Genomic DNA, 14,145 nt, shown 5'->3' with positions numbered 1-14,145 from the left:
AGCCCGAAACCTGGAGAGCCGTTTTTGAGCCAGGAATACACTGAAGACAAAGACGTCACATTGACGAAGTTAAGCAGCGGGCGCCGACTTCTGGAAGCGCTACTGATCCTTATTGCCCTTTTTGCCGTCTGGTTGATGGCTGCCTTACTCAGCTTTAACCCTTCGGATCCCAGTTGGTCGCAAACCGCGTGGCATGAGCCTATCCATAATCTGGGTGGAATACCTGGAGCATGGCTGGCGGATACGCTGTTCTTTATTTTTGGCGTCATGGCCTACACCATCCCCGTCATCATTGTCGGTGGCTGCTGGTTTGCCTGGCGACATCAGGCCAGCGACGAATACGTCGATTATTTTGCCGTCTCGCTGCGCATTATTGGCGTTCTGGCGCTGATTCTCACTTCCTGCGGGCTGGCCGCAATTAACGCCGATGACATCTGGTATTTCGCCTCTGGCGGCGTGATCGGCAGTCTGCTCAGCACCACGCTACAACCATTGCTGCACAGCAGCGGCGGCACGCTGACGTTGTTGTGCATTTGGGCAGCGGGATTAACACTGTTCACCGGTTGGTCATGGGTGAGCATTGCGGAAAAACTGGGCGGCTGGTTACTCAATATCCTGACGTTTGCCAGCAACCGTACCCGCCGCGACGATACCTGGGTCGATGACGAAGAATATGAAGACGAAGAAGAGTCTGTCGACGCCGCTGATGGCAAACCCCATGAATCGCGCCGAGCTCGTATCCTGCGCGGTGCGTTAGCGCGCCGTAAACGTCTGGCGGAGAAATTTACCAACCCGCTTGGTCGTCATACCGATGCGGCGCTGTTTTCCGGCAAACGCATGGATGATGAAGACGAAATTGAATACAGCGCCCGTGGCGTGGTTGCCGATCCTAATGATGTGCTGTTTTCCGGTAATCGCGCGACGCTGCCTGAATATGACGAACTTGATCCACTGCTTAACGGCCACTCGGTGACCGAGCCTGTGGCTGCAGCAGCTGCAGCTACAACAGCCGCTCAGGCCTGGAGCGCACCGGTCGATCCGTTACTGCAAACGTCACCCGTGACCAACACTGTTATGGAGCAACCGGTCCCAACTGTGGCCTGGCAACCCGTGCCTGGCCCGCAAACCGGTGATGCCGCAATTGCACCAGCGCCTGAAGGTTATCCGCAGCCAGCCCAGTACGCGCAACCTCCGGTGCAGCAGCCGTATGAGCCATGGCAACAACCGGTTGTGGAGCAGAGTCCGCAGCCGCAATATTACGCACAGCAGCCCGTTGAACCTGTTTATACGCAGCCTGTCGCGCCGCAGCCGGAAGCTGTTTATCAGCCGGAGCCCGTGCTGCAACCTGTCTATCAACAGGATCCGACCTCTCAACAGAACACCGCATTCCAGCAGCCTGGTTATCAGCCGGAGCCTGTGCAGCAACCTGTTTATCAGCAGGATCCAACTTTTCAACAGAGCACTACGTTCCAGCAGCCTGTGGTTGAACAACCAACAGTGGTGGAACCTGAGCCGGTGGTTGAAGAAGTTAAACCGACTCGTCCGCCGCTCTATTACTTTGAAGAAGTCGAAGAGAAACGTGCGCGTGAGCGTGAGCAACTGGCCGCATGGTATCAGCCGATTCCAGAACCTGCTCAGGAGCCTGAGCGTGTTAAGCCGTCTACGCCATCTATGCCGACGCCTGCATCCATACCACCCGTTGAGTCTGTTGCTGCCGTTGCACCGCTGGCCGCTGGCGTAAAAAGCGCCGCGTTAGGGGCAGGTGCCGCTGCCGCAGCACCTGTCTTTAGCCTTGCAGGCAGCGGTACGCCGCGTCCGCAGGTGAAAGAGGGCATTGGCCCGCAGTTGCCGCGTCCGAATCGTGTGCGCGTGCCTACTCGTCGTGAACTGGCTTCATATGGCATAAAACTGCCGTCACAGCGTATGGCTGAAGAGAAAGCGCGCGAAGAGCAGCTTGATACAGATGCGTATAGTGACGATGAAATGGATGCAATGCAGCAGGACGAGCTGGCACGTCAGTTCGCTCAGTCGCAGCAGCATCGTTATGGCGAAGAGTATCAGGACGATACCCACCAGATTGATGACGAAGATTCAGCCGCAGAAGCGGAACTGGCGCGCCAGTTTGCTTCTTCTCAGCAGCAGCGTTATTCCGGTGAACAGCCTGCCGGAGCGAATCCGTTCTCCCTCGATGACTTTGAATTTTCGCCAATGAAAACGCTGGTAGATGAGGGGCCGCATGAGCCGCTGTTTACGCCTGGCGTAATGCCGGAGACTGCGCCGCAGTACCAGGAACCAGTTGCACCGCAGCAGCACTATCAGCAACCGGCACAGCCTGTTGCACCACAGCAGCATTATCAGCAACCAGCGCAGCCTGTTGCACCGCAGCAGCACTACCAGCAACCGGTGCAGCCAGTTGCATCGCAGCAGCATTATCAACAGCCAGCGCAGCCAGTTGCACCGCAGCAGCATTATCAACAGCCAGCGCAGCCAGTTGCACCGCAGCAGCATTATCAGCAGCCAGCGCAGCCTGCTACACCACCGCCGCAGGATAGTCTGATCCATCCGCTGCTGATGCGTAATGGGGATAGTCGTCCGGCGCACCGTCCAAGCACGCCGCTGCCATCGTTAGATCTGCTCACGCCGCCGCCGAGCGAAGTTGAGCCGATAGATACGTTCGCACTGGAACAAATGGCACGTCTGGTGGAAGCGCGTCTGGCGGATTTCCGCATTAAAGCCGATGTGGTGAACTATTCTCCTGGCCCGGTGATTACCCGCTTTGAGCTTAATCTGGCTCCAGGGGTTAAAGCAGCGCGTATTTCTAACCTGTCACGAGATCTGGCGCGTTCATTGTCGACCGCGGCGGTACGTGTGGTCGAGGTTATTCCAGGCAAACCGTATGTCGGACTGGAGTTACCGAACAAAAAACGTCAAACCGTCTATCTGCGAGAAGTGCTGGATAACGCTAAATTCCGTGATAACTCATCTCCGCTGACTGTGGTGCTGGGCAAAGATATTGCGGGCGAACCGGTGGTGGCCGATCTGGCTAAAATGCCGCACCTGCTGGTGGCAGGGACAACCGGTTCCGGTAAGTCTGTTGGGGTGAACGCCATGATCCTCAGCATGCTGTACAAAGCGCAGCCGGAAGACGTTCGCTTTATCATGATTGACCCGAAAATGCTGGAACTTTCTGTTTATGAAGGTATTCCACATCTGCTGACTGAAGTTGTGACCGACATGAAAGATGCCGCCAATGCCTTGCGTTGGAGCGTCAATGAAATGGAACGTCGCTACAAACTGATGTCGGCGCTTGGCGTGCGTAACCTTGCCGGTTATAACGATAAGATTGCTGAAGCCGCCCGTATGGGACGTCCGATTCCAGACCCATACTGGAAGCCGGGCGACAGCATGGATGTTCAGCATCCGGTGCTGGAAAAACTGCCGTATATCGTGGTGTTGGTGGATGAATTCGCTGACCTGATGATGACCGTTGGCAAAAAGGTGGAAGAACTAATCGCTCGTCTGGCGCAAAAAGCGCGTGCGGCGGGTATCCACCTGGTGCTGGCAACCCAGCGACCGTCAGTTGACGTTATCACTGGTCTGATTAAAGCGAACATCCCGACGCGTATCGCCTTTACAGTGTCCAGTAAAATTGACTCGCGTACCATCCTTGACCAGGGCGGAGCGGAATCGCTGTTGGGTATGGGTGACATGCTTTATTCTGCACCAAACTCGACGATCCCTGTGCGTGTACACGGCGCCTTTGTACGCGATGAAGAAGTTCACGCGGTAGTTCAGGACTGGAAAGCGCGCGGCCGTCCACAATACGTTGATGGCATTACCTCTGACAGCGAAAGCGAAGGCGGCGGTGGCGGCTTTGATGGTGGCGAAGAACTGGATCCGCTGTTCGATCAGGCGGTGAACTTTGTTACTCAGAAACGCAAAGCCTCAATCTCCGGCGTCCAGCGTCAGTTCCGTATCGGTTACAACCGAGCGGCGCGCATCATCGAACAGATGGAAGCGCAGGGAATAGTCAGCGAACAAGGGCATAATGGTAATCGTGAAGTGCTGGCTCCGCCGCCCTTCGAATGATTGCAAAGTTAAGTAATTCAGTATTTTCTACTTTCCTCATGCTGATTTTTGGCCTGAAATGGATAGCAGAGGGATCTCCCCATTGGGAGTGACGTATTTTGAGGAATAACGATGAAAAGAATCGCAATCACCTGTGCATTACTGTCTAGCTTTGTGGTGAGCAGCGTCTGGGCTGATGCTGCCAGCGACCTGAAAAGCCGTCTGGATAAAGTCAGTAGCTTCCATGCCAGCTTTACTCAGAAGGTCACGGACGGTAGCGGCGCGGCGGTGCAGGAAGGTCAGGGCGACTTATGGGTTAAACGCCCTAATCTGTTTAACTGGCATATGACGCAGCCTGACGAGAGCATCCTGGTTTCCGATGGTAAAACGCTGTGGTTCTTTAACCCGTTTGTTGAGCAGGCGACTGCGACCTGGTTGAAAGACGCCACGGGCAACACGCCGTTCATGCTGATTGCGCGTAACCAGGCCAGCGACTGGCAACAGTACAACATTAAGCAAAACGGCGACGATTTCGTACTGACGCCAAAAACCAGCAGCGGTAATCTGAAGCAGTTTACTATCAATGTTGGGCGGGACGGGACGATCCATCAGTTCAGTGCCGTTGAGCAAGACGATCAGCGCAGCAGCTATCAGCTGAAATCTCAGCAGAATGGTGCGATTGAACCTTCGAAATTCACCTTTACCCCGCCGCAAGGTGTAACGGTTGACGATCAACGTAAGTAGAGGCGTGTGAGTGAGCAATCTGTCGCTCGACTTTTCTGATAATACCTTTCAGCCACTGGCCGCACGTATGCGGCCAGAAAATTTAGCGCAGTACATCGGCCAGCAGCATCTGCTGGCTGCGGGTAAACCCTTGCCGCGCGCCATCGAGGCCGGGCACCTGCACTCTATGATTTTATGGGGGCCGCCGGGGACGGGGAAAACCACGCTAGCCGAAGTTATTGCCCGTTACGCTAACGCCGATGTTGAACGAATTTCGGCGGTCACGTCTGGTGTAAAAGAAATTCGTGAAGCGATTGAGCGGGCGCGTCAGAATCGTAACGCGGGTCGACGTACGATCCTGTTCGTGGACGAAGTTCACCGTTTTAATAAAAGCCAACAGGATGCGTTTTTACCGCATATTGAAGACGGTACCATCACGTTTATTGGCGCCACCACTGAAAATCCCTCGTTTGAACTGAACTCGGCACTGTTGTCGCGGGCGCGTGTTTATTTACTGAAATCGTTAACCACCGACGATATTGAACAGGTGCTGGACCAGGCGATGTCAGATAATGCCCGTGGTTACGGTGGTCAGGATATCGTACTGCCACCAGAGACGCGTCGGGCGATTGCCGAACTGGTGAATGGCGACGCGCGGCGAGCGCTGAATACGCTGGAAATGATGGCCGATATGGCCGAAGTTGATGATTCCGGTAAGCGCGTATTGAAACCAGAATTGCTCACTGAAATTGCCGGTGAACGCAGCGCACGCTTCGATAATAAAGGCGATCGTTTTTACGATCTCATCTCCGCATTACACAAATCGGTTCGCGGCAGCGCCCCGGATGCGGCACTTTATTGGTATGCGCGCATCATTAGTGCAGGCGGTGACCCGCTGTATGTTGCCCGTCGCTGTCTGGCCATTGCCTCTGAAGATGTCGGCAATGCCGATCCTCGCGCCATGCAGGTGGCAATTTCCGCATGGGACTGCTTTACCCGCGTGGGACCCGCGGAAGGTGAACGAGCGATTGCTCAGGCAATTGTTTATCTGGCCTGCGCGCCGAAAAGTAATGCGGTTTACACCGCCTTCAAAGCCGCGCTGGCTGATGCCCGTGAACGTCCGGATTACGACGTGCCGGTCCACCTGCGCAATGCGCCAACTAAGCTGATGAAAGAAATGGGCTATGGTCAGGAGTATCGTTACGCCCATGATGAACCAAATGCCTATGCCGCCGGAGAAGAGTACTTCCCGCAGGAAATGGCACAAACGCGCTATTATCACCCCACAAACAGAGGTCTTGAAGGCAAGATTGGCGAAAAGCTCGCCTGGCTCGCCGGACAGGATCAAAATAGCCCTATAAAACGCTACCGTTAGTGTTATCGTTGCGGTAATGTTGTCTCTGTATCCCTGTGACCGCAGGCTGTGGTCACTTTCTCCTATTTTAATTCGATAAGCACAGGATAAGCATGCTCGATCCCAATCTGCTGCGTAATGAGCCAGACGCAGTCGCAGAAAAACTGGCAAGCCGGGGCTTTAAGCTGGATGTAGATAAGCTGCGCGCTCTTGAAGAGCGTCGTAAAGTTCTGCAGGTACAAACTGAAAACCTGCAGGCAGAGCGTAACTCTCGATCGAAATCCATCGGCCAGGCAAAAGCGCGCGGGGAAGATATCGAGTCTTTACGTCTGGAAGTGAACAAACTGGGCGAAGAGCTGGATGCCGCGAAAGCTGAACTTGATACCTTACAGGCCGAGATCCGCGACATTGCGCTGACCATTCCTAACCTGCCAGCGGACGACGTTCCGGTGGGTAAAGATGAAAATGACAACGTTGAAGTCAGCCGTTGGGGTACGCCGCGTGAGTTTGATTTCGAAGTGCGCGATCACGTTACCCTGGGTGAAATGCACACGGGTCTTGATTTTGCCGCTGCGGTTAAGCTAACCGGCTCTCGTTTCGTCGTGATGAAAGGGCAGATCGCGCGCATGCACCGTGCGCTGTCTCAGTTCATGCTGGATCTGCATACCGAACAGCATGGTTACAGCGAAAACTACGTTCCGTATCTGGTTAACCATGACACGCTGTACGGAACAGGGCAACTGCCGAAATTTGCTGGCGATCTGTTCCACACCCGTCCGCTGGATGAAGAAGCTGACAGCAGCAACTATGCGCTGATCCCAACGGCAGAAGTTCCGCTGACCAACCTGGTTCGCGACGAAATCATTGACGAAGATGCGCTGCCGATCAAAATGACCGCGCATACGCCGTGCTTCCGTTCTGAAGCAGGTTCTTACGGTCGTGATACCCGTGGTCTGATCCGTATGCACCAGTTCGATAAAGTTGAAATGGTGCAGATCGTTCGCCCAGAAGACTCTATGGACGCGCTGGAAGAGATGACCGGCCATGCCGAGAAGGTTCTTCAGCTGCTGGGCCTGCCGTACCGTAAGATCGTCCTGTGCACAGGCGACATGGGCTTCGGCGCATGCAAAACGTACGATCTGGAAGTGTGGATCCCGGCGCAGAACACCTATCGCGAAATCTCCTCTTGCTCTAACGTGTGGGATTTCCAGGCTCGTCGTATGCAGGCGCGTTGCCGCAGCAAATCCGACAAAAAGACCCGTTTAGTACATACGCTGAACGGTTCTGGTCTGGCGGTTGGACGTACGCTGGTTGCGGTGATGGAAAACTATCAGCAGGCTGATGGCCGTATTCAGGTTCCGGAAGTGTTACGTCCGTACATGAATGGCCTGGAGTTTATCGGCTAAGCTACCTTTCTTTGCTAAAAAAGCGCCTCAGGGCGCTTTTTTTATGCCCGTTTGACGTCGGACAATAACGCCTACCTCCATAGGAGTAATACTGCCTTCGAATGAAAGTCAGTATTTATCTCTGTCTTTTCGCAAATTCGGTATATACCAGTCTGTATATCGATATTAACGCTATATAAAAATCCATATAACGAGTATTTCTCTTTTGTTTATTGTGAGCAGCAGAGTGAGCCACTATGAAAACTAAGATCCCCGATGCCATGCTGGCAGCTGAGGTTAGTCGCCGAGGTTTGGTGAAAACGACGGCGATAGGCGGACTGGCGGTGGCCAGTAGCGCGTTTACCCTGCCATTTACCCGTATTGCAAATGCTGCAGAAGCCCTTAATCCGACACAGGCCAATGAGAAAGTCATCTGGAGCGCGTGTACGGTGAACTGTGGTAGCCGCTGTCCTCTGCGTATGCACGTGGTAGACGGTGAAATAAAGTATGTTGAAACCGACAACACCGGTGATGACAACTATGACGGCTTGCACCAGGTACGCGCCTGTCTGCGTGGTCGCTCCATGCGTCGTCGCGTTTATAATCCCGACCGTCTGAAATACCCGATGAAACGTGTCGGTAAACGTGGCGAAGGGAAATTTGAGCGTATCAGCTGGGATGAAGCCTACGACATCATTGCCAGCAATATGCAGCGTCTTATCAAAGACTACGGCAACGAGTCTATCTACCTGAACTACGGCACAGGTACGCTGGGCGGCACCCTGACACGCTCCTGGCCGCCAGGCAAAACGCTGGTAGCACGTCTGATGAACTGCTGTGGCGGCTACCTGAACCACTACGGTGACTACTCTTCAGCACAAATCGCTGCCGGGTTGAACTACACCTACGGCGGCTGGGCAGACGGTAACAGCCCGTCCGACATTGAAAATAGCAAGCTGGTGGTTCTGTTCGGGAATAACCCAGGTGAAACCCGTATGAGCGGGGGTGGGGTAACCTATTACCTTGAGCAGGCGCGACAGAAATCCAATGCCCGCATGATCATTATCGATCCTCGCTACACGGATACCGGCGCGGGTCGTGAAGATGAATGGATCCCGATCCGCCCAGGTACCGATGCGGCGCTGGTTAATGGTCTGGCGTATGTGCTGATCACCGAAAACATGGTCGATCAACCGTTCCTTGATAAATACTGCGTGGGTTACGACGAGAAAACCTTACCGGCCGACGCACCGAAAAACGGTCACTATAAGGCGTATATTCTTGGGCAGGGCAAAGACGGTATCGCCAAGACCCCGGAATGGGCAGCGCAAATTACCGGTATTCCTGCTGATCGAATCGTCAAACTGGCACGTGAAATCGGTAGCGCTAAACCGGCATATATCAGTCAGGGGTGGGGACCGCAGCGCCATGCTAACGGTGAAATAGCGACTCGTGCCATTTCTATGCTGGCAATCCTTACCGGTAACGTTGGGATTAACGGCGGCAACAGCGGGGCGCGTGAGGGCTCATACAGTTTGCCGTTTGAACGTATGCCTACGCTGGAAAACCCAGTCGAAACCAGCATCTCTATGTTTATGTGGACGGACGCCATTGAGCGAGGTCCGGAGATGACGGCGCTGCGTGACGGTGTTCGTGGCAAAGATAAGCTTGATGTTCCGATTAAGATGATCTGGAACTATGCCGGTAACTGTCTGATTAACCAGCACTCTGATATCAACCGCACACATGAAATCCTACAGGATGATAAGAATTGCGAGATGATCGTTGTCATCGACTGTCATATGACCTCCTCGGCGAAATACGCGGATATTTTGCTGCCGGACTGCACCGCTTCGGAGCAGATGGACTTCGCACTGGATGCCTCCTGCGGAAATATGTCGTATGTGATTTTCACCGATCAGGCGATCAAACCACGCTTCGAATGCAAGACTATCTACCAGATGACCAGCGAGCTGGCGAAACGCCTTGGTGTTGAGCAGCAGTTTACAGAAGGTCGTACTCAGGAAGAGTGGATGCGTCATCTGTACGAGCAGTCGCGCAAAGCCATTCCTGAACTGCCAACGTTTGAAGAATTCCGCAAGCAGGGGATCTTTAAACAGCGCGACCCGCAGGGACATCACGTGGCCTACAAGGCGTTCCGTGAGGATCCTAACGCCAATCCGCTGACCACGCCGTCAGGTAAGATCGAAATTTATTCGCAGCAGCTTGCCGAGATCGCGTCAACCTGGGAGCTGCCGGAAGGTGATGTGATTGATCCACTGCCGATTTATACCCCAGGCTTTGAGAGCTTAAACGATCCGCTGGTGGAGAAATTCCCTCTGCAGTTGACCGGCTTCCACTATAAGTCTCGCGTTCACTCGACCTATGGCAACGTGGATGTTCTGAAAGCATCCTGCCGTCAGGAAATGTGGATCAACCCGATGGATGCACAGCGACGCGGCATTAACAACGGCGACAAGGTGCGCATCTTTAACGATCGTGGTGAAGTGCACATTGAGGCGAAAGTAACGCCGCGTATGATGCCTGGCGTGGTGGCATTGGGCGAAGGGGCGTGGTATGACCCGGACGCAAAACGCGTGGACCAGGGCGGTTGTATTAACGTCCTGACGACCCAGCGTCCGTCTCCTCTCGCGAAGGGGAACCCATCACACACGAACCTTGTTCAGGTTGAAAAGGTGTAAGGAGTAACCGATGACAACCCAGTATGGATTTTTTATTGATTCCAGCCGTTGCACCGGTTGCAAAACCTGCGAACTGGCTTGCAAAGATTTCAAAAATTTAACCCCTGAAGTCAGCTTCCGCCGCATTTATGAGTACGCGGGAGGTGACTGGCAGGAAGACAACGGCGTCTGGCATCAGAACGTCTTTGCCTATTACCTCTCCATTGCGTGTAACCACTGTGAAGACCCGGCCTGTACCAAAGTGTGTCCGAGCGGTGCGATGCACAAACGTGAAGATGGCTTTGTCGTTGTCGATGAAGATGTGTGCATCGGCTGCCGCTATTGCCACATGGCCTGTCCTTACGGCGCACCACAGTACAATGCTGACAAAGGGCACATGACCAAATGCGATGGCTGCCATGAGCGCGTCGCTGAAGGTAAGAAACCTATTTGCGTCGAGTCCTGTCCACTGCGTGCGCTGGATTTTGGCCCAATTGATGAACTGCGCAAAAAACACGGTACTTTGGCTGCGGTTGCGCCACTGCCGGGTGCGCACTTTACCAAACCGAGCATTGTCATCAAACCTAACGCCAATAGCCGCCCGACCGGGGATACCACAGGTTATCTGGCTAATCCGAAGGAGGTGTAAGATGGGAAGTGGATGGCATGAATGGCCGCTGATGATCTTCACGGTCTTCGGACAGTGTGTGGTTGGCGGTTTTATTGTTCTGGCGCTGGCGTTGATGAAAGGGGGCTTACGCCCAGAATCGCAGCAACGCGTAATTACCTGCATGTTTGGGCTGTGGGTATTAATGGGCATTGGTTTTATTGCTTCCATGCTCCACCTGGGCTCACCGATGCGCGCCTTTAACTCACTCAATCGCGTTGGGTCATCTGCGTTGAGTAACGAAATTGCCAGCGGCTCACTCTTCTTTGCCGTTGGCGGTATCGGCTGGCTGCTGGCTATGTTGAAGAAAATGTCGCCCGCATTACGCAATCTGTGGTTAGTTGTCACCATGATGCTGGGTGTGGTTTTTGTCTGGATGATGGTGCGCGTGTATAACACCATCGATACCGTACCGACCTGGTACAGCGTCTGGACACCGCTGGGCTTCTTCCTGACGATGTTTATGGGCGGTCCGCTGCTGGGATATCTGTTACTGAGAATTGCTGGCGTGGATGGTTGGGCGATGCGCCTGCTGCCGGCTATATCAGTGCTTGCTCTGGTCGTGAGTGCCATCATGTCGGTAATGCAGGGGACTGAACTGGCGACAATCCACAGTTCGATTCAACAGGCCTCTGCGCTGGTTCCGGATTACGGTTCGCTGATGGCGTGGCGGATCGTGGCGCTGGCGTTAGCGTTGTGCTGCTGGATAGTACCGCAAGTGAAGGGTTACCAGCCTGCCGTTCCGTTGCTTTCCGTCGCGTTTATTCTGCTGTTAGTCGGCGAGCTGATTGGTCGTGGCGTGTTCTACGGGCTGCATATGACCGTCGGTATGGCGGTGGCGAGTTAATCCATAATATGCCGGATGGCGCCTCGTGCTTTATCAAGCCTACAATATCCGTAGGTCTTCAAGCTGCGCGCTATCCGGCTACATGTCAGGCCAGGGTTTTGCCCCAGTCTTTATTTCTGCTTAGTTAACGTGTCATAGCTGGTCATCAGATTGCGATAATCCGGAATGTGATTAGAGAACAACGTCGCCAGACCTTCGATATCGTTGCGCCAGTCGCGGTGCAGTTCGCATGCTACTCCGAACCATGTCATCAATTGAGCGCCTGCTTGAGACATCCGATCCCATGCTGAATGGCGGGTAATTTCATTAAACGTGCCTGAAGCATCGGTGACAACAAAGACGTCAAAACCTTCTTCAATAGCCGAGAGCGCTGGGAAAGCGACGCAAACTTCCGTCACGACACCAGCGATAATCAGCTGCTTTTTGCCGGTCGCTTTTACTGCTTTCACGAAATCTTCGTTATCCCATGCGTTAATGTTTCCTGGGCGAGCAATGTAGGGCGCATCCGGAAATTGAGCTTTCAGTTCCGGTACCAGCGGTCCGTTTGGTCCTGTCTCAAAACTGGTTGTCAGAATGGTTGGGAGGTTGAAGTATTTTGCTAAGTCACCGAGCGCAAGCACGTTGTTTTTAAATTTATCGGGATCGATATCCCGAACCAGAGAGAGCAGGCCAGCCTGATGGTCGACCAGCAGTACTGCCGCATTGTCTTTATCAAGTCTTACGTAAGGTTTAGTCATGGTATTTCTCCTGTTCAGTATCAGTGGGGGAAATTTGATGAGTTTAAGTCTACGAAAAGAACGATATTTGGATTAGATAGATAAATAAGAACTCACTGTTCTATTTTGAAGACAATGCAGCTCAGCATCCCGCATAGAGTTTAGTAAGAAATAAAAGTAAGGGGAGTCCATGAAATTTTTCGACTGAACGTAACGCGAGATTTTTGTTTTAGATCAATAAAAACAAGCAGATGTGTTTTTGTATTTTTTATCTATTCACATTAAGAATCAGTAATGCAAATCGATCGACCAGAAAGCGCCTCAGCCCTCTGATTCCGCCGATTGACAATGTTTTTAGCAGTGGCATGATGCGCATGAAATTTGAACTTCCTCACGGTTTTTATTCATGTCCACCTATACCCGTCCCGTCATGCTATTGCTGTGCGGGCTACTTCTGTTGACCCTGGCGATCGCCGTGTTAAACACGCTCGTCCCGCTTTGGCTCGCCCATGAAAATCTGCCTACCTGGCAGGTAGGCGTGGTGAGCTCGTCTTACTTTACCGGTAATCTGGTAGGGACGTTGCTGACAGGGTATTTAATAAAACACCTTGGTTTTAACCGCAGCTATTACATCGCCTCGCTTATTTTTGCCGCGGGCTGTGTCGGGCTGGGGATTATGGTGGGATTCTGGAGCTGGATGACATGGCGTTTTATCGCCGGTGTTGGCTGCGCCATGATCTGGGTGGTCGTGGAAAGCGCGCTGATGTGCAGCGGGACGTCACGTAATCGCGGACGGTTACTTGCCGCCTATATGATGATCTATTACGTGGGAACGTTTTTAGGCCAACTGCTGGTTAGTAAAGTATCAACAGAATTGATGAACGTCCTGCCGTGGGTGACGGGTACTATCCTGGCGGGTGTTTTGCCACTGCTCTTTACGCGCATTGCTAATCAGCAGGGCGATGAACAGCAGTCTACGCCTATTGTCTCCATGCTGAGGTTGCGTCAGGCGCGCCTGGGCGTTAATGGCTGCATTATTTCCGGGATCGTGCTGGGGTCTTTGTATGGCCTGATGCCGCTGTATCTCAACCATCAGGGGGTGAGCAACGCCAGCATTGGTTTCTGGATGGCGGTTCTGGTAAGCGCCGGTATTCTGGGGCAATGGCCGATTGGCCGTCTGGCGGATAAGCTGGGACGTCTGCTGGTTTTACGCGTCCAGGTCTTCGTGGTGATCGTCGGGAGTATCGCCATGCTGAACCAGGCGGCGATGGCGCCCGCGTTGTTTATGTTGGGTGCGGCAGGCTTTACCCTCTATCCGGTCGCGATGGCCTGGGCCTGTGAAAAGGTGGAACATCATCAGCTGGTCGCCATGAATCAGGCATTGCTATTGAGCTATACCGTAGGCAGTCTGCTGGGACCTTCGTTTACTGCGATGCTGATGCAGAATTATTCAGATAGCTTGCTGTTTATCATGATCGCCAGCGTATCGTTTATTTATTTACTAATGCTGCTGCGTAAGACGGGCCATACGCCCAATTCTATTGCGCACATTTGACCTGATTTAACAGAATATGAACAGGTTCCCATACATACTGTTTATGTATGCTTTATGGGAACCTGCATTATTTAATCGCACACGTCTGTCCTGAAAATAAAGTGTGCAGAAGGTTATAGTTTTACATCCTGCCGTTTCCGCTCGCTCAT

Annotated in this window: 9 protein-coding genes; 8 read left to right on the top strand and 1 reads right to left on the bottom strand. The window is 53.2% G+C overall.

Annotation, left to right across the window (positions count from 1 at the left end; genetic code table 11):
• Window positions 1–24: 24 nt before the first annotated feature.
• The 7 genes from ftsK to GHC22_RS15420 all read left to right on the top strand — a co-directional run bounded on the left by ftsK (window position 25) and on the right by GHC22_RS15420 (window position 11,725).
• Complete coding sequence (ftsK, locus tag GHC22_RS15450; protein WP_153753430.1) at window positions 25–4,089, top strand: DNA translocase FtsK; 4,065 nt, start codon at window positions 25–27, stop codon at window positions 4,087–4,089.
• 111 nt (window positions 4,090–4,200) lie between these two features.
• Window positions 4,201–4,812 carry an outer membrane lipoprotein chaperone LolA gene (gene lolA / locus GHC22_RS15445; RefSeq protein ID WP_003831898.1) on the top strand — a complete coding sequence of 204 codons (612 nt, stop codon included), beginning with the start codon at window positions 4,201–4,203 and terminating at the stop codon, window positions 4,810–4,812.
• A 10-nt stretch (window positions 4,813–4,822) separates the two neighbouring features.
• A complete protein-coding gene (rarA, locus tag GHC22_RS15440) occupies window positions 4,823–6,166 on the top strand; it encodes a replication-associated recombination protein RarA (protein WP_048214581.1) in 1,344 nt (447 codons plus the stop codon).
• A 92-nt stretch (window positions 6,167–6,258) separates the two neighbouring features.
• Window positions 6,259–7,551 (top strand): serine--tRNA ligase, encoded by a 1,293-nt coding sequence (gene serS, locus GHC22_RS15435; protein WP_048214580.1) that lies wholly within the window; start codon window positions 6,259–6,261, stop codon window positions 7,549–7,551.
• A 236-nt stretch (window positions 7,552–7,787) separates the two neighbouring features.
• Entirely contained in the window at window positions 7,788–10,232 is a 2,445-nt protein-coding gene (gene dmsA / locus GHC22_RS15430) for a dimethylsulfoxide reductase subunit A (protein WP_153753429.1), read from the top strand.
• A 10-nt stretch (window positions 10,233–10,242) separates the two neighbouring features.
• Window positions 10,243–10,860, top strand: a complete 618-nt coding sequence (gene dmsB / locus GHC22_RS15425; RefSeq protein WP_003831905.1) for a dimethylsulfoxide reductase iron-sulfur subunit DmsB — start codon at window positions 10,243–10,245, stop codon at window positions 10,858–10,860.
• Window position 10,861: 1 nt separating this feature from the next.
• A complete protein-coding gene (locus tag GHC22_RS15420) occupies window positions 10,862–11,725 on the top strand; it encodes a dimethyl sulfoxide reductase anchor subunit family protein (RefSeq protein ID WP_153753427.1) in 864 nt (287 codons plus the stop codon).
• 110 nt (window positions 11,726–11,835) lie between these two features.
• Here GHC22_RS15420 and ycaC read toward each other — a convergent pair whose 3' ends face one another.
• Window positions 11,836–12,462, bottom strand: a complete 627-nt coding sequence (gene ycaC / locus GHC22_RS15415) for an isochorismate family cysteine hydrolase YcaC (RefSeq protein WP_003035746.1) — start codon at window positions 12,460–12,462, stop codon at window positions 11,836–11,838.
• 385 nt (window positions 12,463–12,847) lie between these two features.
• On the opposite strand from ycaC, the gene GHC22_RS15410 reads away from it, so the two are divergent.
• Complete coding sequence (locus GHC22_RS15410; RefSeq protein WP_003831907.1) at window positions 12,848–13,996, top strand: MFS transporter; 1,149 nt, start codon at window positions 12,848–12,850, stop codon at window positions 13,994–13,996.
• The last annotated feature ends 149 nt before the right edge of the window (window positions 13,997–14,145 follow it).

It is taken from the genome of Citrobacter sp. H12-3-2 (genome assembly GCF_009649895.1).
Classification (GTDB): domain Bacteria; phylum Pseudomonadota; class Gammaproteobacteria; order Enterobacterales; family Enterobacteriaceae; genus Citrobacter; species Citrobacter portucalensis.
Note: the sequence above shows the minus strand (reverse complement) of the source record. Positions and strands in the feature narration are given on the sequence as shown.